Consider the following 21,692-nt stretch of genomic DNA (forward strand, 5'->3'; position numbering starts at 1 on the left):
GCATTAGCAAACACGCTTACATGCTCATCCGCATAACATCTTTATAGGCATCTACTAGCTTATTTCTAGTTTGCAGAACCGTCTGAAATGATAAGTTTGCTTTTTGCAAAGACACCATTACTTCAGCCAAACTGGCATCCGTTTCACCTTTCGTAAAAGCTTCTGATAGCGTACTGGCTTCTTGTTGTGTTTTATTCACCGCTTCAATTGACTGACTCAGCATTGTTGAGAAGTCTGATGAATTTGTTGGTTTTGCTTCTGCAACTGTATTTGAAGCTTGCGCCGACATTGCCCGCATTTGGGCCAATACATTATTTATTTCCATGTTACTCATAGTCTTTTTCCTTACCGTGTTTCTGAACAATTAATACCATCATGCAGGGATTTCAACGCCCGCCTCACGCATCCGTGCAATTTTGTAGCGCAGTGTTCTTGCACTGATACCAAGCCGTTCGGCAGTATTTTTACGACTGCCATTAGCACTAACTAGCGTATCGAGAATAAGCTTATCTTCGACCGCTCTAACACCTGCACTCAACTCATTTTCTGCCGTCTCAGACCTCTCAAGCGGCTCTGTGCTTATTGCTGATGGCGTCGATTCAAAAATCAAATCGTTCTCAGTAATCATTGAGCCATTTGCCATAATTAAAGCCCGCTGAATGACATTTTCTAACTCACGAACATTCCCTTTCCAATCATGCTTTTCAAGCAGCTTAATGGCGTTAGCTGATAGTGTTGGTGGCGATTGGTCGCCGTTATAATGTCGCGCAATCATCGTTTTCGACAAAGCCAGAACATCTGCTTTTCGCTCTCTTAGTGGTGGTATATTGATGGGGAACACATTGATCCTATACAACAGATCCTCTCTAAACTTACCCTCGTTCACCAGGGTTCTTAGGTCTTTATTGGTGGTCGCCAATACACGCACGTCAAGCGCTATGGTTTTTTTGCCGCCCAAGCGCTCCACTTCTTTTTCTTGTAAAACACGCAACAATTTAGCCTGTAATAAAATATTCATTTCAGAGATTTCATCCAGCAAAATAGTCCCGCCTTGCGCCTGCTCGAATTTTCCTGCTGACGACTGATATGCACCTGTAAACGCCCCTTTTTCATAGCCAAACAACATCGCTTCAAGCATGTTTTCAGGAATCGCCGCACAATTTATCGCCACAAATTCTTTTTTACTTCTAGGCGAGTTTTTGTGAATAAATCGCGATAACACTTCTTTACCCGTGCCACTTTCGCCCTGTATCAATACCGTCGCTTCACTTTTAGCGACACGCCCTGCTAACGCCACAATGTCTTTCATACAGCTGTCATTACTGGGTAGTTCACCAAACGCGGTTTCTCTTGGCGAGATCGTTTGCTCCACATGAACAATGAGTTGGTCCACCTCAAAGGGTTTTGTTAAATAGTCTGATGCACCTGCTTGTATCGCCTTGACGGCCTGCTCCACTGTGGCATGCGCAGTCATTAATAAAACCGGTAAGTTTGGAAACCGCACTTTGAGCATTTCAAGTAGTTCTTGACCACCCATTCCGTCCATTTGAACATCACTGATCACTAAACGAGCCTGATACTTCTCCAGCACTTTAAGTGCTTCAAGGCCGTTAGCAGCGCACTTTGTTTGATAACCGTAAGCCGTTAACGCATCTTGAATAGCTTCTTGCAACGGTTCATCATCTTCAACAATTAACACATCTATTTGTTTTATCACCTTACATACTCCCTTGTAGTTGCTTCATGGACGATGACATTACCACCGGTAATTGAACGTCCATCGTGGTCCCAACCCCTACCTTTGAGGCCCATTTAATGTCACCCGCGTGGGCGTTAACCACATTACTGACCACAGCCAAACCTAACCCTGTTCCATTGGCTTTATTGGTATAGAAGGGCTCGAATATTCGTTGTTGCTGCTTTTTGCTCAAGCCATGCCCTTGGTCTGCCACGGTGATTCTTAGGTTAGCGTCACCGTTCAAGCTTATTGAACATGTCACAGATTCACCCGACTTAATCGCATCTAAGGCGTTATCTAGCAAATTACCAATCGCGCCGAGCAAAGCATTTTTACTGATATAAAGCTGTATAGACTCTTCTGCATCACGACCCTCAAAAGCAACTGGTTTATCCTGATACAAATCGCTTAAGTCCTTAATAAACGTTGTTAATTTAACGGGCTGCTTCACAAACTCACCATGATGCGAATAATTCAGCATATCTGTTACTTGCGTGTTCAATAGCCTTAATCTATCAAGTAGTTTTGCGGCAAAAATTTGCTGCGCCTCATGACTTAATACACCTGTATTCAGTTGCGAGGCATACAATAATGCAGACGCTAAAGGCGTTCTGATTTGATGGGCCAAGCCTGCGGAAAACTCACCCATTTCAGCCAGTTTCTTTTTATGCTCAAGCTGTTGATGTAACTCTCGTTGCTGAGTGATATCGGTTAGTAAAACGACACTACCAGATTGCCCACCTAAGCTTGTGGTGGATAAGGCGACTATTTGCCCCGTCTTTAGACTAAATTGATCTGCAAGCTGCTCATCGGGAATCAAATAATTTGTCTGTACATTATCCCACGGTAACCCTAGTACATCTCCATCCACCCAGGATCTAGCGCAAGCATTTAGCTTGACAACTTTCTGCTGAACATCAAGAACAATAACTGCACCAGGAATAGCCTCAATCAACCCTTCCAATTGAGTCGCTAAGGCCTCTTTGTCTGATAAGTGCTGTATTTTTTCTGAGTTTGATTGAGCTAGCGCATCACTTAAAACAACCACCTGTTGTTCGAGTTGCTGGTATGACTCCGTTAGGTGTTGCGACACTTGATTAAACGCATGAAAAGCATCTTCAAGTGGTTGGCTCTGATGAACCTTATCTGATGTAGCAAGTAAACTCATTTTCTGCCATTGTAATTGTGGTACTCACAAACAATGCCAAAAACGTGCCATATTATTTAATGCTTAATAAACAATACGTTATTAAGTATTGATTTAACGAATGTCAAATATTGGTCACTTAATCCGCGCGGTTAATCTCATGTTTCCGCATCTTCTCAACAAGGGTCGTTCGACGCATACTTAACTTCTTAGCGGCATGCGCCACCACACCATCCGAATCATTTAACGCCTGTTGAATTAATGAATACTCAAGGTTATTCAAATGCTCTTTAAGATCCATCCCTTGCTCAGGCAAGATACCTACCGCATGATGGCCATTAGTCACCGAATGATGATTTAATAAACTTGTCTCGTCGAATATTGGCGACTCAAGCAGCAACTCCTCTTGTGTAACCACCGGTGCACTATCGTACTGCTGAAACTTATCAGGCAAGTCCTTAACATCTACAACCCCGTAAGCATGAATAATGGCGAGTCGCTCTACCATATTTGCCAACTCTCTAACATTACCAGGCCAGTCGTACTGACATAGCGCCATTAATGCACCCGAGGTAAAGCGCACAGAGCCTTTATTATCATTTTCAATACGTTGCACTAATTCACTCACCAGCATAGGAATATCTTCAGCGCGATTTCTTAATGGCGCAATACTAATAGGAAATACATCTAATCTATAAAATAAATCTTCCCTAAAGCTGCCCTTTTCAATCTCCTGCTTTAAATCTCGATGTGTCGCAGCTAGCACCCTAACATTACACTCAATAGACTTAGTACCCCCCACCCGCTCAAATACTTTTTCCTGTAACACTCGTAGTAACTTTACCTGCATTTGCATCGGCATATCACCAATTTCATCAAGAAATAGAGTCCCACCTTCTGCCAACTCAAAACGTCCCTGCCTTGCTGTTAATGCACCAGTAAAGGCTCCCTTTTCATGACCAAACAACTCACTTTCAATCAGCTCTGCTGGTATTGCTCCACAGTTGATAGGCACAAAAGACTTTTGACGGCGTGTCGAATGGTAATGAATATTTCTCGCAATAACTTCTTTTCCTGTTCCCGACTCACCAAGAATTAACACCGTTGCATCCGAAACGCATACCTGTTGAATTAGCTGCCTAACACGTTTAACCTCCTGACTATTACCTACCAAACTTCTAAATAGTTGAGTTGCTCGCTCTGAAGTCTCTTGTGTCAGTGAATGCCCTACAGACTGTAACTGACGAATACTGTTAATAAAGTGCTGATAGGTCGTTGGCCACTCTAAGGGGACGAGGTAGCTCGCTATGGTTTTAGACAATTTAGGCGCACGCCCTTTGTTATGTAAATACAAAAATGGTTGCTGGTGCTTAGGCTCTGAATAAAAAGAATGTATCTCATCGTCCTTAAAGCTCACATCATCACAAAGAATAACCAGTGGTGACTCATCATCGTTGACTTCACTTTGTAACTTATCCAAGGTTAATAATTTAACCTTATAGTCTAAAAAATTTAATACTGTTATTACTTCTGAGCAGCGATCTTTATCATCACCTATCAAAAAAACTTTTTGTAATGCCATAAAGCAATAAACCCATGTCATGAAATATAAATTTCAATTAGTATGTCAAAAAACCGACACCTCGTGCAATTTTTTGTGCGTTAACGTGCTGTTTTAGACTTCCGCTGTGTTTTAACTTGACAGCTATACAAACAAGTCTTAGAAAGTACATTATATTAATTTGAGCCACACGCCGTGACAGACCTTTCACTGGGATTTCTTTTTTCCACGTTATTCATCCTTATTTTATTATCCGCTTTTTTTTCCGGCTCTGAGACTGCCTTGATGCGCTTGAATAAGTACCGGCTTATACATCTTGTCAAAAGCGGCCATTTAGGCGCCAAGATGGCCCATACCCTGTTAAAAAAGCCAGACCGATTAATCGGCCTTATTTTATTAGGCAATAATTTTATTAACATTTTCGCCTCATCGATTGCAACCATCCTAGCCTTACGCCTATATGGCGAATCAGGTATCGCTATTGCCGCGGGGTTACTGACTTTCATTATTTTAATTTTTTCTGAAGTCGCACCAAAAACTTGGGCAGCTAGCCATCCTGAACGTTTAGCTTTTTTTGCATCCATTATATACACACCTTTATTAAAGCTCCTTTACCCACTCGTTTGGGTCATCAACACCTTATCAAACTTATTACTAAGAATGGTGGGCATCCATGTTCAACATGATACAGACACACATTTGCACCATGATGAATTACGTACTGTTGTGACCGAGGCTGGAAACCTAATTCCCGATGAGCATAAAGGCATGCTACTGGGTATTCTTGATCTTCAACAGGCCACCGTTGAAGATATTATGACCCCTATTAACGATATTCACGGTATTGATCTTGATGACGACATCGATGATATAAAAAAACAATTATTGAATGCGTCCTATTCTAATTTGCCGGTTTTTTCCACTAATATGGATTCTATTCAAGGCTTTTTAAGAACGAAAGATATCTTGCAGTTAGCTAACAGTGGAGACTTTAGTCATCAACAATTATTAGACATTAAGCAACCACCTTACTTTATTCCAAATAACACAAGCCTGTATAAACAACTGATTAACTTTCAACAGAACAAACAGCGCTTTGCTTTTGTTGTAAATGAATATGGCTCCATTTTGGGCTTAATAACTTTACAAGACCTGTTAGAAGAAGTGATCGGTGAATTCACCACCGACTTTTCAGATAGCTCTCCTGACATTCAGAAAAAAGCAGATGGCAGCATACTCGTTAGCGGCAACATTACCATTAGAGAACTTAATCGTTCTATGGGTTGGAAATTGCCAACCAACGGCCCTAAAACATTAAACGGGCTAATTATTGAATACCTTGAATCTATTCCAGAACAAGGAACCAGTTTAAAACTCTATAAACACTCTGTTGAAATCGTATTAACTGAAGACAATGCTGTAAAGCTGGCGAAATTTCAATCATCATAATCGTTATGAAAAATAACGATTATGGTGCCTCTAATTTAATATAAAAAAAATAATGGAATATGACTTATGGCTAAACTGACTCTTTTTTTTAACAGCAAGCCCATTGAGGTATTCCAACTCGAACAAAACACCTCAACCATCGGCAGGGACCCTGACAATACATTTATTATCGACAGCCTTGCTATCGCACCAACACACTTAAAAGTGACTTGGGTTGCTAACGAATACTTTATTGAAAGCGTATCTGAACAGTTCCCCACTTTTATTAATGGGCAGCCAATTCAAAAAGAGGCTATTAAGCAAGGCGACAAAATAAACATTGGAAAACACAGTCTTCTTTATTCTTTTTCTACCATCGATGATATCGACACCTCAGACACATCAACTGCGCAACCATCGTTACGCCCAGTAGGCAAAGCAAACCTTCAAGCTCTAAATGGTGCCAACATCGGCCTAGTTAGCGCGTTAAATAAGGCTGTTAATGAAGTCAATATTACTAACACCACACCCGCAATGATTGCTAAGAGAGCCGACGGGTATTATATTTCAAGGTTAATGGACGATATTAGCATTTCCATCGACGGCAACACGATATCCAGCGAGACCAAATTGGCTAATAACAATGTCTTAAACATTGCAGACAATAAATATCTTTTTTTTACTGAATAACCCTTAAATATAAGCAACAGAGTGGAAGGGCAGCTTCTACTTTAGTCATTACTCTTCAAAAAATGCTTCTAAAAAAACTGCAATGCATCCCTTAACACGCTCACCGGGTGTATTTTTAGACCATCGACACCTTCCTTAGGAATATTTCCTTTAGGCGCCAGTGCAAACTTAAAACCGTGTTTCGCGGCTTCCTTTAGACGCTCCTCACCATTAGGCACAGGGCGAACTTCCCCTGATAGGCCTAACTCACCAAACACCACCCAGTCTTTAGAGATATTTTTAGATTTAAAGCTAGATAATAACGCTGCAACGACCGCCAAATCACCACCTGTTTCCATAACACGTAGGCCACCAACGATATTTACAAATACATCTTGGTCAAGTAATGAGCATTGCCCATGCCTATGTAGAATAGCCAACAGCATAGCTAAACGGTTTTGGTCCATCCCGACAGTAACCCGTTTAGGGTTTCCTTGCCTACTTTCATCGACCAATGCTTGCACCTCAACCAGAAGTGGACGAGTCCCTTCGCGAGTCACCATTACAACACTACCAGGCACCTCTTGTTCGTGACGCGAAAGAAAAATAGCAGAGGGATTTGTCACTTCGCGAAGCCCTTTTTCTGTCATCGCAAAAACGCCCAACTCATTAACCGCACCAAAGCGGTTTTTAATCGCCCTTATCACGCGGAAACGGCTTCCCGAATCACCCTCAAAATATAAAACAGAATCCACCATATGTTCTAAAACACGTGGACCAGCAATCGCCCCTTCTTTGGTGACATGGCCCACTAAAAATATGGTGGTATTTGTGCGTTTAGCAAATCGTACCAGCCGTGCAGCACATTCACGTACCTGCCCAACCGAGCCGGGCGCAGACTGTAACTCATCACTAAAAACCGTTTGGATAGAGTCTACAACCAAAACATCTGCTGACATTTTTTCTGCTGTCGCCAATATGGTTTCGAGTGCAATTTCACATAAAATATTAACTTTATCGACTGATAAATGAAGTCGCGTCGCACGCATACTTACTTGTTGAGCAGACTCTTCACCCGTTACATAGAGCGTTTTAGTACGTTGACTCATACTCGCCAATGATTGCAGCAATAAGGTTGATTTACCAATCCCAGGATCACCACCAATAAGAATTGCTGAGCCGGGAACAATACCTCCACCGAGTACTCGATCCAACTCATCCATGCCACTTTGAGTACGCTCTAAACGCTGCGCTGTTACAGAAGATAAGATTTGCACTTCCGCCGAGCTGGCTTGGTCAGCATAACCACTAAAACGGTTTACTTTAGAGGAACCGCTCAGCGTTGATTCTTGCAGAGTATTCCAGCCACCACAGTCTTGGCATTGTCCAGCCCATTTAGTTGCACTCGCCCCACATTCTTGACAGCTATAAACAGTTTTAGGTTTACTCGACATTTAATGTTTCCCGTATAGATCGACTGACACGATGAGTAATCCCACACAATAACTCATAGGAAATCGTACCACTTTTTTCAGCCACTTCCTCAATGGGCAAACCACGTCCCCATAAAACAACTTCATCACCCACGCGAACATTATTGCATTGACTGATATCCACCGTAATCGAGTCCATTGAAACACAGCCTACTAATGGGGCTACTTGGCCCGCTACCAAAACGGGTGTTCCTGTCACAGCATGGCGCGGATAACCATCGCCGTAACCAATCGCAACAATTGCTATTAGGCTGGTTCTATTAGCTTGCCAAGTTGAACCATAACCGACGCAGCCCGATTTTCTAACCGTTCTTATTGATAGAACCCTGCTTTTTAGTGTCATCACAGGAAGCAAATGATCATCACTTGCTGTTGAGTCACAAAACGGGCTGGCACCATATAACATTATGCCAGGACGCACCCAGTGTCTTTGTGCATGCTTCCAACCTAACAACCCAGCTGAATTAGCAATACTTTGTTCACCATTCAAACCGAGCGTAGCCTCATCAAACACACTAATTTGAGAGGTGGTAGACGATGAATTCATATCGTCCGCACAGGCCAAGTGAGTCATTAACTTAACCGGCAAACGCAGCTTTCCAGATAGTTGCAAAGCGTCGTAAAGTCTCGGCACTGCGGACGCATCAACTCCTAGACGGTTCATCCCCGTATTTATTTTTAACCAAGCAGATATCGGTGTTGAAACATCAGCTGAATGGAGTAGCTCTACTTGGTACTCACTATGAATAACTGCATCTAGGTCATAGGCACAAAACTGCTCAAGGTCTGCTTGAGAAGAAAACCCAGTTAACACAAGAATTATTTTATCGATGCCTGCTTGTCTAAGTTTTATTGCTTCTTCTAGCCGTGCTACAGCAAAACCATCAACCGATGACAACGCCTGAGCAACCGCTAACATGCCATGCCCATAAGCATCTGCTTTTATTACCGCCATAAGTTTTGAGTTAGGAGCTGCTCGACGAGCAACATCAGCATTATGTGTTAATGCCGACAAATCAATAACCGCTTCGGGGTGAAAAGACATAATTATTCTAACGTCATAATGCGTTGATGGACCACTAATTAACCATCAGATCAATATTCATCATCAATGTAACTGTCATTGGCATAGTTCTCAAACCGCGTATATTGCCCTAAAAACGTCAACCGACAGGTGCCAATCGGCCCATTACGCTGTTTACCAATAATAATTTCTGCCACACCTTTTGCGTCAGAGTCTTCGTTATACACTTCATCCCTATAAATAAAAATAATAACATCGGCATCCTGCTCAATACTTCCCGACTCCCTCAAGTCAGACATCACTGGTCGTTTATTCGGCCGTTGCTCCAAATTACGATTCAACTGAGATAAAGCAATAACTGGTACATTTAACTCTTTGGCTAAAGCTTTCAATGAACGCGAAATATCTGAAATCTCTGCCACACGGCTTTCACTTTTCGATGGTGATTGCATCAACTGTAAGTAATCGAGAACAATCAAACCTAGCTGACCATGTTCTTTCATCAGTCGCCTTGCTCGGGCACGAACCTCAATTGGGCTCAGTGCTCCTGTGTCATCAATGAATATTTTAGCTTCTGCCAACAGATTAATTGAAGATTGCATTCGTGGCCACTCATCATCATCAAGCTGTCCGGTTCTAACTTTATGCTGATCAATACGGCCTAAAGAAGACATCATTCTCATCGCTAATGAATCACCCGGCATCTCCATACTAAATACGGCGATAGGCAAGCCACTTTGAATGCCTATGTTTTCTGCCAAGTTCATTGCAAAACTGGTTTTGCCCATTGAAGGTCGGCCAGCGACAATAATTAAATCAGCCGGTTGAAGACCGGATGTCATTTCATCTAAATCAGAAAACCCGGTACTCGCACCGGTAATAGCATTTTGGTTTTCATGTAATTCGGTAATCTTATCAACGGCTACGCCCAATAAGTTTTTAATCGATTCAAAACCCTTTTGCCCTTTTGCACCCTGTTCGGCAATTTTAAAAACTTTACTTTCAGCTTCGTCCAACAATTCATTTATATCTCGGCCTTCAGTATCAAACCCAGAATCTGATATTTCATTACCAATATGAATAAGCTGACGCCGAACAGATCGTTGCCGAACAATAGCTGCATAGCTAACAATGTTTGCCGCACTAGGCGTATCTTTTGCGAGCGCCCCTAAATACGCTAAACCACCGACACTTTCTAATTCCCCAGCTTGCCCGAGCACTTCGGAAATAGTAACAACATCGAAAGGCTCGTCTTTTTTTGCTAAGTCTGCAATCGATTCAAAAATTAGCCGGTGTTCTTTACGGTAAAAGTCCTCTGGTGAAACCTTATCAGCCACTGTATCCCAGCACTGATTATCTAACATTAAACCGCCTAAAACTGATTGTTCGGCTTGTAATGAGTGCGGTGGAACACGAAGAAACTCTGTCTCATCGGGCATTTCATAGTCAAATAATGGTTCTTCAGACATGAGCAGTTTTTGAAGATAAATTGAAAGTTTTTACGATTGTACAGGAAGGTGAAATCTTCTTTGCAAAAAAAAGCCGGTGTCAAATGACACCGGCTTTTTTTAAATGTGGTGTCCTAAGCTTCAGCAACAACCGCCAATTTTAGTGATGCAACAACATCAGTATGTAAGTGGATAGCCACTTCAAATTCACCTGTCTGTCTAATTGAGCCTTCAGGTAATTTAATTTCTTGCTTATCAACTTCAACACCTGCATCCGCACATGCTTTAATAATGTCCGGTAAGCCGACCGATCCAAATAACTTACCTTCTTCACCCGCCTGGTGAGTAATAGTTAAGTTTAACACTTCAATGGCTTCTGCTCTTGCTTGAGCTTTTGTTAGACGCTCAGCTTCTGCTTTTTCAAGGTCTGCTCTACGTGCTTCAAATTCTTTAATTCTGGCTGGCGTCGCAAGAACTGCTTTACCACCGGGGATTAAAAAATTACGTCCAAAACCGGGCCTTACTGTTACTTTGTCACCCAAGTTACCTAAATTTGCTACCTTTTCAAGAAGAATAATGTTCATCTTTACTAAATCCTATTTATTTTAAAATTTAACTCAGCGTGCGATTCAAACAAACCGCTGACGCCAATCCATCCAAACATCTGATAAGCCAATCAACACCAAAGGCAAGATCAAATGTGGCACAAAAAATATCGCCATGTAAAAAACAAAGAGCAAATAACGGCTACCACCTCTACCCTTGATTACTACATGTACCACTGACACACCAACTATAAAAAACAATAAAAGAACTTGTATATCCAAGTTCAATATATATTCGGCAAACTGTCCGTCTAATAACACGCCTAACACAACCAGTATTGCAAATACTAACCCATCACGTGGTAATAAACGAAGGTGGCTAAACTCTTTGTCGAAACCACCTTCATTAAATAACAAGCCTTGCCACCATCTGCCTAACAGCAAACTCATCAGTAAACTAATAAGCGTACCGGCCACTACAACACCAGTAATATACTGAGACCAGAACAGCAAACCTTCTTCAAGTTCTGCCTCGGTTACCGGCAACTCTTGTTGTTCTGCAAGGGCTTTAACAACCTCTTGAATGCCTGTTGCCCATAGCTGTGCAGGGTTATCTATTGTTAAATAAAGCCCCGTTACCGCTAACATCCCAAGTATGACTAAAAACTCAAGTGCTTTGTTTAGCTCCCCTGTCTCTCGTAATACCAGCGATATCAAAAAAGCAGGTAACCACATAATAAACAAATATGTAAAAGAAACTAACGATGTTCCTAATACTATATAGCCTATTAACGCAGTCGCGACCGTTGAGCCAATTACAACCCTAAGCCCATCAGCAGAGCCATTTCTTAATGTTACCAAGCAAACACAGGCAACGCTGATGATTAATAATGGCGGCATTAGCAATGACAAAATTGCCATCGTTGCTGAAACAATGGTGGCCTGCCGACCACCTTGCATAATAAATGTTGCTACTGCTTTCATCATACAAGGCTTAGCCCGCGATTACTCGCGACATAAATCTACCGTTCGTGCGCGTCGCAATATGGAATCAACGATAAGAAACGAGCTCGCTTAATTGCAGCCGTTAACTGACGTTGGTACTTTGCTTTAACACCCGTCACACGTGCAGGAATAATTTTCCCAGTTTCGGTCATATATTCTTTTAATGTATCTAAATCTTTGTAATCAATTTCTTTTACATTTTCTGCAGTGAATTTGCAGTAACGTGGGCGTCTAAAACCTTTATCAAATGCCATGTCTATTCCTTAAATTATACGTTGTACAGTGTCTATGCGTCTGTTGCTTTTTCAGCAGCAGGCTCAGACGTTTCTGTTGTTTCGGCTGATGATTCAGCTTTCTTTTCAACTGGCTTTACATAGGGTTTAGCCGCTTCTTTTTCGTTTGACTTGGCAAGTGGTGTAGTACCTGTCGTTGCTTCATCACGACGCATGATCATATTTCTAATCACAGCATCATTAAACTTGAAGGCTTTTTCTAATTCTTCTAGAGCCGCTTGATCACACTCGATGTTCATCAATGTGTAATGTGCTTTATGAATTTTGTTAATGGGGTATGCAAGCTGTCTTCTGCCCCAATCTTCTACTCGATGAATGTTTCCGCCACGCTCTGTTATTGATGCGCTATAACGCTCTACCATTGCAGGAACTTGCGCACTTTGATCCGGGTGAACCAAAAATACAACTTCGTAATGTCTCATTTTATTTCCTTTAGGATTATCAGCCTTCCTGACACACTCAGGTAAGGCAAGGATTGTAGTCTGATCATACAAGCTACAATTTCGAACGCGCGATTTTACAGGTATCAGTACTGCAAATCAAGTTAGCTCTAATAGTTAAACTGTTAACCATAGAAACGGCTCAGTTTTTACACAAGCCCTTTACTGCTTAAACGCCTTAAGCAAGCTTTGTCGGCTCATCAACAACCCAAAAACCAACCAAACAGACTTGTTTTATTCAACAGACTCTTTTGCTTATTCTGATGAACACTTATAAGGGTTGATGCCTGACTGATTTTTTATGAATTCAATGATCGTTGATTTTGTCTAAGCACTTCATACAAAATAATACCCGTAGCAACAGAAACATTTAGACTTTCCACTTTTTCGGACATTGGTATTTTAATTAATTGGTCGCATTGCTGTTGTGTTAAAGGCCTCAGACCTTTACCTTCTGCTCCCATCACAATCGCTACAGACCCGGTCAATTCAGCCTCAAAAACATCTTTTGTTGCTTCTCCAGCAGCCCCGCTAACCCAAACCCCTTCAGTCTTAAGGTATTTCAAGGTTCTCACTAAGTTGGTCACACGATAGACCGGAAGCAGTTCAGCGGCACCACTGGCTACTTTACAAACAGTCGCATTTAAGCGACAGGCATTATCTTTTGGCACAATAACCCCTTGCACCCCTGCGGCCAACGCTGTTCTTAAACAAGCCCCTAAATTATGCGGGTCGGTCACTTGGTCTAACACTAAATAAAATGCTTGATCTTGTTGTTCTTTAAGCGCCTTCTTAAGTTGCTCTTCTGTTCGTTCTTGTGGCAATTTAGCGGTTAACAAAACACCTTGATGGTTTGCATTGCTGGACAATTTCTCTAATGTTTTCTTATCAACATAGTCAATGCGAATACCAACCTCATCCAGGCTTTGTTTTATTGCTTGCAGCTTTGCATCTTTGCGCTGTCGATCCATCCATGCATTAACGATATGATCAGGCCTCGCTTTAATAAGCGCTTGAACAGCATGAATTCCATGAATTTTTTGCACTTCAGCCATTAGCGTTTCTTCTTCCTACGACGTTTAGTCACAATTTTTTTCTTTTGCTCTACACCCGCCAATGCCAAATCAATTTTTTTATCATCTAAGCTTACTTTAACCACCTTTACTTTTAGTCGATCGCCCAAACGAAATGATTTATTGGTACGCTCGCCTAACAAACGATGCTTGCTGGCATCAAAGTGGTAATAATCATCACCTAAGCCAGTAACGTGAACCAAACCATCTATAAAAATCTTATCTAGTTCTACAAACAAACCAAAGGAGGTCACTGAAGAGACAACACCACTAAATTCTTGGCCAATCTTGTCCATCATAAATTCACATTTCAGCCAACTCTCCACATCACGTGTTGCCTCGTCTGCTCGCCTACTACAAAAAGAACAATGCTCACCAAATAGCGTCATATCACTCTTTGAATAGGTAAAGCTCCCTGCCTTTTGTTTTGCGATAACGTGCTTAATGGCACGATGCGCTAATAAGTCAGGATAACGGCGAATAGGCGACGTGAAGTGCGCATACAGTTCTAACGCCAAGCCGAAATGCCCTTGTTGTTCTGGGCCATACATCGCTTGAGACATTGAGCGCAGCATCACCATTTCAATCAAATGGGCATCTGGCCTGTTTTGTATGCTCGCAATTAACTGTTTATAGTGTTGCGGTTTTGGTTCTTCTCCGCCATCTAGACTCAAACCCAACTCTGACAAGAACCCCCTCAATTTCAACAAACGATCAACACTGGGGCCTTCATGAATACGCAACAAATTAGGCATTTCGTGTTTCGCTAAAAAGTTAGCTGTTGATGCATTCGCTGCAATCATAAACACTTCTATAAGCCGATGGGCATCATGCCTAACAACCGGCTCAATTGCCTTGATTTTTCGACCTTTATCAAAAACAAAGCGTGTTTCAAATGTATCGAACTCAAGCGCACCACGTTCATCTGCAGCACCTTTCATTACTTCATAGAGCGCCCTTAATTCTTTTAAATGAGGCAGTAATTTTTTATGCTTAAGCAATAATTCAGGTGCTGCCTCGTCAAAAATCAACCCGACTTCATCATAGGTTAACCGTGCATGTGAATACATTACGGCATTATAAAACTTGGTTGATGTAACCGTTCCTTGCTCATCGATTCGCATTTCACAAACCACACATAAACGATCTACTTGTGGGTTTAGACTACACAAACCATTTGATAATACTTCGGGCAGCATTGGGATAACTTTTTCGGGAAAATATACGGATGTTCCACGCTCATACGCCTCTGTATCAATTGCACTTTGTGGCTTTACATAATGAGACACATCGGCAATCGCCACGCATAGCTTCCAACCTTTCGCCATTTTTTTACAAAACACCGCGTCATCAAAGTCGCGAGCATCTGCACCATCAATGGTTACAAAAGGTAATTTACGAATATCTTTACGGTCGGCCAAGTCGGCCTCAACAACACTGGTATCGAAACGCTGGGCCTCATCCAATACGGCCTGCGACCAACTGTTTGGCAATTCGTAAGAGCGAATGGCCATATCGATCTCCATGCCAGGCGCCATATGGTCACCCATCACTTCGATCACCTTGGCGATAGCTTGCGTACGTGAAGAAGGATAATGGGTCATCTGAGCCATCACTATCTGGCCGTCTTTAGCACCTAACGTCGCCTCGGGGGGAATGAAAATATGCTGGAAAATCCGTTTATTTTCTGCTTCAACATGAAAAATACCCATCACATCAAAAAATCGCCCAACGACTGTCTTAACTTTCCGCTCTAGCACCTCAACCACTCGCGCCTCAAGCTTTCCTTGACGGTTCAATTTTCCACGGCTAACTACCACACGGTCACCGTTTATTAACGCTCGCATCTCATGTGGAGGGATAAACATATCGTCACCACCCGCATCACGTTTTAAAAACCCAAAACCATCCGCATGACCTATGACTATGCCCGTTTCAAGATCACTTTGTTGCACCAAGCAATATTGCTCTTTTCGATTAAATAGCAACTGGCCGGATTTCAACATTTCAGATAAATGGCGCGACACTGTTTTCTTTTCGCGCTTTGATTGGACATTCAACCCACTAACAATATCTATCCAACTTTGCGGACGTTTTTGCTGAGTTAAATAATTGATAAGTTGGGTTTTATTGATAGGTTCTTTACTACCTAAAGACGTTGTCTCGTTGTTTGACAATTTATTGCTTCGCTTCTGTTTAGACACTAATGGGAAAGTTAATAATAGAGTTGACAAGCCTAAAGCCCACACGCTCAGTTTGCAAGCCATAGTTACCTTAAGCTACTTTTAATACCCCCCCTCGCCAATAAAGCGATGCAAGTACTGGCCACACATAACAGGCAAATTCAAATTAGTAACGTATTTTACTGATCAGCCTTAATGCGCGTCGAGAACACAAACATTCATTCCTGTTTGTTACAACCGCCCATCTGTCTCATTTGAAGCAAACAAATACTTGATGTCATACAACACGTGATTAGGCTTCCCAAAGGCTCTAACAGCATTCACACCCAGGGCTTTAAATTGATCGTGCGACACAGCAATAATAATGGCATCGTACGATCCTTTAGTCGGCTGCTTTATCACCTTAAGTTGTTGTTCATTTTTTAAGTCATCAACGTTTACCCAAGGGTCGTACACCTCGACGTTAGCATTGTATGATTCAAGCTCCTCAACCATGCCTATTACACGGGTATTTCGTAGGTCTGGGCAGTTTTCTTTAAACGATAAACCCATTATTAACACGTTAGCACCAACAATACTCAAACGCTTTTTGGCCATAAGTTTCAGCACTTCACTGACTACAAACGACCCCATATTGTCATTGATCCGTCGTCCAGCAGCAATCAATTGCGGGTGATACCCAAGTGTTTCTGCTTTATGCGCCAAATAATATGGATCAACTCCAATACAGTGCCCGCCAACTAAACCTGGCCTAAAGGGTAAGAAGTTCCACTTTGTCCCTGCAGCCTCAAGCACTTCTTCTGTATCTATACCAATACGGCTAAAAATATGCGCCAATTCGTTCATAAGGGCTATATTAATATCGCGTTGTGTATTCTCAATAACTTTGGATGCTTCAGCCACTTTGATGCTACTAACCTTGTAAGTGCCGGCTGAAATAATTGACTGATAAAGCTGATCCACTAACTCTGCGGTATCCGGCGTTGAGCCAGATGTTACTTTAACAATAGACGTTAAACTACGTGTTTTATCCCCCGGGTTAATGCGCTCGGGGCTATAACCACAAAAGAACTCTTCGTTATATGTCAGCCCTGATACCTGCCTAAGAATTGGCACACAAACCTCTTCTGTTGCCCCCGGGTACACTGTAGACTCATAGATAACAACATCCCCTTTGCCCAGGTAGTTAGCCACCACTGTTGTCGCTTCTTTAATCGGTGTTAAATTTGGGTTATTACCATTATCTATCGGCGTGGGAACCGTAATAATGTAGATATTCGCAGCCGATATTTCATCTGCCTTTGCTGTAAATCTCAATTGCTTCGCAGCACTGATCTCTTCAGCTGATATTTCCAAGGTAACATCAGAGCCTTTATGTAATGCAGAAATACGCTCATTATCAATATCAAAGCCAACCGTTGGAAACTGTTTACCCAACTCAACGGCTAATGGCAAACCAACATAACCAAGGCCTATCACGGCGACATTAAATGTCATTTTGCACTAACCCTCTATTTATTCTTTAAAAATTGCTGGGCGCTTTTCGCAAAATGAGGTAACCCCTTCGGCGAAATCCTCTTTTAACATACTCAAAAAAAAGTTATCCGCTTCTTCATTTAATCTATCTTTTAGACTGGTCTCATACGTCTGGTTAAATAACCGCTTGGTTCTTGCTAAAACATCTTTCGGCCCCTTACATAGTGACTCGGCAAGAGTCATTGACTCTGCCTCTAGCAACTCGACAGCGACAACTCGATTAACCATTCCCCAACGTTCAGCTTGCTCTGCGGAGAAACGTTGCCCAGTTAGTGATAATTCCAGCGCTCTTTTTTGACCAACTGCTCGCGGTAAGAAATAACTCATGCCACCATCAGGTGTAGTGCCAATTTTACAATATGCAACGGAGAACACTGAATTATCCGCCGCCACCACCATATCGCACGCTAACATTAAACTTAACCCAAACCCTGCAACAGCTCCCTTAACACAGGCAATAACGGGCTTTTCCATCATGACAAGATTCAATATTGCCTGATGCAAATTATCAAACATATCACCCGGTAATGCTGACTCACCCTCTATTGCATAAGCATCTATAAGTGATTTGAAGTAATCAATATCGCCCCCAGCCATAAAATGATCCCCCGCACCGGTGACAATGACACACTTAATGCTCTCATCATTTTTCAACTCCTCAGTACAGCGCAGTAAGTCAGCCGGCATTGTTGAACCAACCACATTTAGCTTTTCAGGTCGGTTCAAAATAAGCCAAGCAACACCGTCTTTCTTTTCTACTAAAACTGACGACATCTGTTCATTCCTAATAATTTTAATATTAAGCATGGTGTCCTTGATCTTATTCTTTTGCAACTAAATTTGACCTTTTCTAATAATTGGCATAAAAAAGGATTGCGTTACTTATAAAAATACTAATTACAAAAGTAAATGACTGGAGGATGTAACATGAATACTCGCTCTATTAAAGTTTTTGCTTTATCCACCCTGTTTACATTACCTTTTTTTTCTCCAATGTCTCACTCAGCCGCTTTCGGTGTCGCCGAACAAAGCGCACTTGGTTTGGGGAACGCCTTTGCAGGTGGCGCAGCTTCTGCTGAAGACGCCTCGACCATTTGGTTTAACCCAGCGGGCATGACGCGTATTAAAGGCAACCAAATGGTACTCGGCATGCACTTTATCGCGCCTTCATTTGATTTTGATGACGACGGAAGCACTAATTCTGCTGGCGCTAGCAACTTTGCAGATGGCTCAGAAGATGGCGGACGTTTTGCCTATGTACCCAATTTTTACTATGTCCATAGCCTAGATAATGATGTCAAAGTGGACGTAGGCATTAATTCACCGTTTGGACTTGCAACAAAATATGGCGCTGACTGGATTGGAAAGTATCAGGCGATTGAGTCTGAAATTGTTACCGTTAATATCAACCCCTCCGTAGCTTGGAAAGCCACAACGAACCTCTCACTTGGCTTTGGCATCAGCATTCAATACATTGAGGCCACTTTAAATAATAAGGTAGATTTTTCTGTTTTAGGAGCTATTCCTGACGGCTTTTCTCACTTAGAGGCCGATGACATATCGTATGGTTTTAACCTAGGAGCACTGTACAACATAACCAATAAAACACGCATTGGGCTTTCCTATCGATCAGAAATAAAGCATGACTTTGAAGGCGATGCCGATTTCCGTAATATTACATCCGCTTTAAATTTAGACCTTGTTTTAGCAGATACCCATTTAGACGTTCAACCTGATCTGCCCGCCAGTGCATCATTAAGCATCCACCACCAATGGAATGATAGTATTGATATTATGGCGGATGCCACTTGGGTCGGCTGGAGCTCTGTGCCTGCTCTAGTCATTATGTTTGATAACCCACTTAAAGCAGATAGCACCGATATCTTACGACTTAAAGACAATATTCGTCTGTCTCTTGGTGCTACCTATTCAACAGAGGGCCCTTGGACATACCGCATAGGCGCAGCTTACGATGAAGGCGCTGCAAGAAATGCATCTTCCCGTTCTTCACGCTTCCCTGATAATGACCGATATTGGTTAGCCATTGGCGCTAGTTACCAACTTGCCGATAATTTATCTCTTGACGCGGGCTATGCTCACCTCTTCGTACCGGACACAAAAATCAATAGATCTTCTGAAGTCACTGGACTTAACCCAGCAGAACTTAGCGCTGTTAGAGGAGACTATGAGTCTGATGCTGATATTATCAGCGTACAACTGCGCTGGGATATGTAGTCCAGTAGACGTTTATAGCCATTATAAAAACCGATATCAACATACTTAAACGCCTAATCGACAAAGGAGAACATCATGGATAGGCCTTGGTTAACCAGTTACCCCGATGGTGTAAATTCAGATATTGATATTCATCAATATAACTCACTCGTCGAGATCTTTGAACACAGTGTGGAGTTGTATGCAAACCTCCCAGCCTTTAGCAATTTCGGCACCACAATTAGCTATGCCGAGTTTAGCGATGCTACAGAATCAGTTGCCGCCTACTTACAAAATAAACTTGGGCTGGAAAAAGGTGAACGTGTTGCCATTATGATGCCAAACTTACTCCAAAACCCTGTTTCAATTTTTGGTGTTTTGCGAGCTGGCCTAACAGTCGTTAATACTAACCCGCTTTATACCGTTCGTGAATTACACCACCAACTAAAAGATTCTGGTGCCAAGGCGATTATTGTTGTTGAAAACTACGCCAGCACAGTTCAAGCAGCTGTAACTGATACCGATATTGAGCATATTATTGTTACCAAAATGGGCGACATGCTTAACTTCCCTAAATCTATTCTCATTAATTGGGCGGTTAAATATCTAAAAAAAATGGTCCCTCCTTACACTCTACCCAACGCCATTTCATTCAAAACCGTCTTATCTGAAGGATCAAACCAGGACTTTGTACCAACACCACTTAGCCATCATGATATTGCATTTCTGCAATACACAGGCGGCACAACCGGTGTTGCCAAAGGCGCCATGTTATCGCATAAAAACATGGTTGCTAACATGTTACAGGCATCCGAATGGATAAAAAATGACGTACTACCGGGTCGTGAAGTTATTATTACTGCTTTGCCGCTCTATCACATTTTTTCCCTTACTGCTAATTGCCTGGTCTTCATGGAAGCGGGCGCAAACAATATATTAATTACCAACCCAAGAGACTTCAAAGGCTTCGTTAAAGAACTTAGCAACACCCCATTTACCGCCATAACTGGAGTGAATACGCTTTTTAATGCTCTTATTAATACACCTGGCTTTGCAGATATAGACTTCACCCAACTTAAAATATCATTAGGTGGCGGCATGTCGGTACAACCAGCCGTCGCTGCTCAATGGAAGAAAATAACGGGATGCACGCTTGTAGAAGCATTTGGCTTAACCGAAACCTCACCCGCTGTCTGTATTAACCCTTTAAATTTGGAAGAATTTAACGGCAGTATTGGTCTCCCCATTCCGTCAACCTATTGCAAACTAATAAACGACCAGGGTGATACGCTTCCAGATGGTAAAGCGGGGGAACTCTGCGTTAAAGGCCCACAAGTTATGCAGGGTTATTGGAATCGCCCAGAAGATACCGCAGAAGTCCTATCCAACGATGGCTGGTTTAAAACCGGTGATGTTGCAAAAATGGATGGTAATGGCTTTTTCTACATTGTCGACCGTATAAAAGACATGATTTTAGTCTCTGGTTTTAACGTATACCCAAACGAGATAGAAAGCGTTATTGTTGAACATAAAGGCGTCTTAGAATGTGGCGTTATTGGCGTACCCGATGACCTACGTGGTGAAGCTGTTAAAGCGTTTGTTGTCAAAAAAGACCAATCATTAACAGAAAGCGAACTACTGGCACATTGCAGAAAGAGCCTTACCGCCTATAAAACACCCGATAAAATTGTTTTTATTCATGAACTACCTAAAACCAATGTCGGTAAGGTTTTAAGGCGTGAACTTCGGTCTTTATAGTCAATGCCAAGCTGCGTTTTTGTATCTACCCGCTTGTTCAATTGACGTTACTATAAGGCAGGCGCATATTGCATATTAGGCATAATATGAAACATGACACGTTATACATAGCAATAACGATAACTGGCATTGCAAAT

19 protein-coding genes are annotated in these 21,692 nt (G+C 42.0%); 4 read left to right on the forward strand and 15 right to left on the reverse strand.

Translation table 11 applies throughout. The features are described from left to right. Positions 1-16: 16 nt before the first annotated feature. The 4 genes from fliE to CPC19_RS09130 all read right to left on the reverse strand — a co-directional run bounded on the left by fliE (position 17) and on the right by CPC19_RS09130 (position 4,467). The gene (gene fliE, locus CPC19_RS09115) at positions 17-334 is read right to left on the reverse strand and encodes a flagellar hook-basal body complex protein FliE (protein WP_015005526.1); all 318 of its coding nucleotides are present in this window, start codon (positions 332-334) and stop codon (positions 17-19) included. Positions 335-373: 39 nt separating this feature from the next. Continuing rightward, the gene (locus CPC19_RS09120; protein ID WP_016389662.1) at positions 374-1,717 is read right to left on the reverse strand and encodes a sigma-54 dependent transcriptional regulator; all 1,344 of its coding nucleotides are present in this window, start codon (positions 1,715-1,717) and stop codon (positions 374-376) included. Between the two features lies 1 nt (position 1,718). Then, a complete protein-coding gene (locus CPC19_RS09125; RefSeq protein WP_016389663.1) occupies positions 1,719-2,906 on the reverse strand; it encodes a PAS domain-containing sensor histidine kinase in 1,188 nt (395 codons plus the stop codon). Positions 2,907-3,024: 118 nt separating this feature from the next. Continuing rightward, the gene (locus tag CPC19_RS09130; protein WP_016389664.1) at positions 3,025-4,467 is read right to left on the reverse strand and encodes a sigma-54-dependent Fis family transcriptional regulator; all 1,443 of its coding nucleotides are present in this window, start codon (positions 4,465-4,467) and stop codon (positions 3,025-3,027) included. A gap of 174 nt (positions 4,468-4,641) precedes the next feature. Between CPC19_RS09130 and CPC19_RS09135 the strand changes: the two genes are divergently transcribed. Beyond that, the gene (locus CPC19_RS09135) at positions 4,642-5,895 is read left to right on the forward strand and encodes an HlyC/CorC family transporter (RefSeq protein WP_083856985.1); all 1,254 of its coding nucleotides are present in this window, start codon (positions 4,642-4,644) and stop codon (positions 5,893-5,895) included. Positions 5,896-5,961: 66 nt separating this feature from the next. Beyond that, positions 5,962-6,564 carry an FHA domain-containing protein gene (locus CPC19_RS09140; RefSeq protein ID WP_016389665.1) on the forward strand — a complete coding sequence of 201 codons (603 nt, stop codon included), beginning with the start codon at positions 5,962-5,964 and terminating at the stop codon, positions 6,562-6,564. A 68-nt stretch (positions 6,565-6,632) separates the two neighbouring features. Here CPC19_RS09140 and radA read toward each other — a convergent pair whose 3' ends face one another. The 11 genes from radA to CPC19_RS09195 all read right to left on the reverse strand — a co-directional run bounded on the left by radA (position 6,633) and on the right by CPC19_RS09195 (position 18,357). Then, complete coding sequence (gene radA, locus CPC19_RS09145; protein WP_015005520.1) at positions 6,633-7,997, reverse strand: DNA repair protein RadA; 1,365 nt, start codon at positions 7,995-7,997, stop codon at positions 6,633-6,635. Next, positions 7,987-9,081, reverse strand: a complete 1,095-nt coding sequence (gene alr, locus CPC19_RS09150) for an alanine racemase (RefSeq protein ID WP_015005519.1) — start codon at positions 9,079-9,081, stop codon at positions 7,987-7,989. The genes radA and alr overlap by 11 nt, the downstream gene beginning before the upstream one ends. Positions 9,082-9,131: 50 nt before the next feature. Continuing rightward, on the reverse strand, positions 9,132-10,529 hold the full coding sequence (gene dnaB, locus CPC19_RS09155) for a replicative DNA helicase (protein WP_015005518.1): 1,398 nt from the start codon (positions 10,527-10,529) through the stop codon (positions 9,132-9,134). A 113-nt stretch (positions 10,530-10,642) separates the two neighbouring features. Beyond that, positions 10,643-11,092 (reverse strand): 50S ribosomal protein L9, encoded by a 450-nt coding sequence (gene rplI / locus CPC19_RS09160; RefSeq protein WP_015005517.1) that lies wholly within the window; start codon positions 11,090-11,092, stop codon positions 10,643-10,645. A 45-nt stretch (positions 11,093-11,137) separates the two neighbouring features. Then, positions 11,138-12,040 (reverse strand): DUF2232 domain-containing protein, encoded by a 903-nt coding sequence (locus CPC19_RS09165; RefSeq protein WP_020932830.1) that lies wholly within the window; start codon positions 12,038-12,040, stop codon positions 11,138-11,140. Between the two features lie 35 nt (positions 12,041-12,075). Beyond that, positions 12,076-12,312, reverse strand: coding sequence for a 30S ribosomal protein S18 (rpsR, locus tag CPC19_RS09170; RefSeq protein WP_015005515.1), 237 nt, complete (start codon positions 12,310-12,312; stop codon positions 12,076-12,078). A gap of 32 nt (positions 12,313-12,344) precedes the next feature. Then, on the reverse strand, positions 12,345-12,773 hold the full coding sequence (rpsF, locus tag CPC19_RS09175) for a 30S ribosomal protein S6 (protein ID WP_016389668.1): 429 nt from the start codon (positions 12,771-12,773) through the stop codon (positions 12,345-12,347). Between the two features lie 317 nt (positions 12,774-13,090). Beyond that, the gene (gene rlmB, locus CPC19_RS09180) at positions 13,091-13,846 is read right to left on the reverse strand and encodes a 23S rRNA (guanosine(2251)-2'-O)-methyltransferase RlmB (RefSeq protein ID WP_016389669.1); all 756 of its coding nucleotides are present in this window, start codon (positions 13,844-13,846) and stop codon (positions 13,091-13,093) included. After that, positions 13,846-16,098, reverse strand: a complete 2,253-nt coding sequence (gene rnr, locus CPC19_RS09185; protein WP_236610506.1) for a ribonuclease R — start codon at positions 16,096-16,098, stop codon at positions 13,846-13,848. Before rnr ends, rlmB begins: the two co-directional genes overlap by 1 nt. A gap of 180 nt (positions 16,099-16,278) precedes the next feature. After that, positions 16,279-17,544, reverse strand: coding sequence for a nucleotide sugar dehydrogenase (locus CPC19_RS09190; RefSeq protein WP_016389672.1), 1,266 nt, complete (start codon positions 17,542-17,544; stop codon positions 16,279-16,281). Between the two features lie 18 nt (positions 17,545-17,562). Further along, positions 17,563-18,357, reverse strand: coding sequence for an enoyl-CoA hydratase/isomerase family protein (locus CPC19_RS09195; RefSeq protein WP_035850459.1), 795 nt, complete (start codon positions 18,355-18,357; stop codon positions 17,563-17,565). A gap of 153 nt (positions 18,358-18,510) precedes the next feature. On the opposite strand from CPC19_RS09195, the gene CPC19_RS09200 reads away from it, so the two are divergent. Both CPC19_RS09200 and CPC19_RS09205 read left to right on the forward strand, forming a co-directional pair. Further along, on the forward strand, positions 18,511-19,818 hold the full coding sequence (locus tag CPC19_RS09200) for an OmpP1/FadL family transporter (protein WP_096910750.1): 1,308 nt from the start codon (positions 18,511-18,513) through the stop codon (positions 19,816-19,818). A gap of 75 nt (positions 19,819-19,893) precedes the next feature. Continuing rightward, on the forward strand, positions 19,894-21,555 hold the full coding sequence (locus CPC19_RS09205; RefSeq protein ID WP_016389676.1) for a long-chain-fatty-acid--CoA ligase: 1,662 nt from the start codon (positions 19,894-19,896) through the stop codon (positions 21,553-21,555). Positions 21,556-21,692: the final 137 nt, after the last annotated feature.

It is taken from the genome of Cycloclasticus sp. PY97N (assembly GCF_002443175.1).
Classification (GTDB): Bacteria; Pseudomonadota; Gammaproteobacteria; order Methylococcales; family Cycloclasticaceae; genus Cycloclasticus; species Cycloclasticus pugetii.